The sequence below is a fragment of the Ventosimonas gracilis genome (genome assembly GCF_001580025.1).
Taxonomy (GTDB): domain Bacteria; phylum Pseudomonadota; class Gammaproteobacteria; order Pseudomonadales; family Pseudomonadaceae; genus Ventosimonas; species Ventosimonas gracilis.
Genome location: NZ_LSZO01000048.1, coordinates 1 through 1,089 on the forward strand (window position 1 = coordinate 1; position 1,089 = coordinate 1,089).

The 1,089-nt window shown below is 56.1% G+C and carries 1 protein-coding gene and 1 pseudogene; one reads left to right on the forward strand and one right to left on the reverse strand.

Going from position 1 to position 1,089, the window contains the following annotated elements; genetic code table 11:
- The first annotated feature begins 135 nt into the window (after nt 1–135).
- Nucleotides 136–447, forward strand: coding sequence for a helix-turn-helix domain-containing transcriptional regulator (locus AXE65_RS02710; protein ID WP_068387732.1), 312 nt, complete (start codon nt 136–138; stop codon nt 445–447).
- A gap of 131 nt (nt 448–578) precedes the next feature.
- Here AXE65_RS02710 and AXE65_RS13730 read toward each other — a convergent pair.
- Nucleotides 579–1,089 (reverse strand): annotated as a pseudogene (locus AXE65_RS13730) (hypothetical protein); the annotation flags it as partial.

Genomic DNA, 1,089 nt, shown 5'->3' on the forward strand with positions numbered 1-1,089 from the left:
TTACGCGCAATCCGGGCAAGCCGTGGTCTTGTTGCTCTGCGGCGGCATCAAGCGTTCGCAGGACGCCGACATATCGAAGGCGTGCGAATACTGGAAGGACTGGCAGCGCAGCAACGTGAAACAGGAGCAAGAGCGATGAAAGATCGAGCACATGACGAGGCGATGGCCGAAGTCTTCCGCAAAGACCCGGCCTATGCGGTGGAGCTGCTGAACAGCATCCTTGAAGACGGCGACCAAGGCGAGCTACTGATCGCACTTCGCCAGATGACGAAGGCATTCGGTGGCGTGTCGAAGGTGGCAGAGAAGGCGCAGCTCAACGGCACGCACATCTACCGTACGCTGTCCGCGAAGGGCAACCCCGAGATTCGCAGCCTGTCGGCGATCCTCAAGACGATGGGCCTGCGCCTCGCGGTGCAGCCCATCCAGCACCCGCCAGCGCACGCATGAACGCCGCGCCGCGTTGGTGACGCGCCCGAACTGGAAGGGCTGCGGCTGTCTCTAATTTTGTTTTAAGGCCGATAAAAACACAGGGTCTTTGCGGCTTTTTCGGAGTTATCTTGCTGCGGGAGGCATGCTCTTTATGGCCGATGCCTATGCCCCAAGATTAAGCCAAAGCCCTGTGATTGGCTTTGGGATTGCGTTTGCTGCTGTGCTTGCTTTTCGCGCTGCCCACGTTCTTTCTGTTGCTTTATGCGCACGCTCTCGCGCATGGCATCCCAGCTTGCGGCAAGCTCTGGATGCTCGCGGCGCATCTTTTGGGTCGCCAGTTGGTCTACCGTAGGAAAGCGGCTATCGGTGCTTTCCTTGATTTTTTCGATACGGTATTTGCGGTAATCAAGGCTGTGCAATCGGGCCAGGTGCTTGTTCTTGTTGTCATGCCAAGCATCGGTATTGGCGGCTTTGGTTTTCTTTGATAACAGCCATTTGTGCTTGGGCGGGTTCTGGCCAACCTGCTTTAGCTTGGCTTGTTGCTGTTCGATGACTTGCCTCAATTTGGCATCAATACGCTCGATTTGTTCGTGTTTGGCTTCCACATAGGGCTTTAGGGTTGCCGTTAAGGTCTGTTCCAGCGAAGCATTTTCCAGCAGT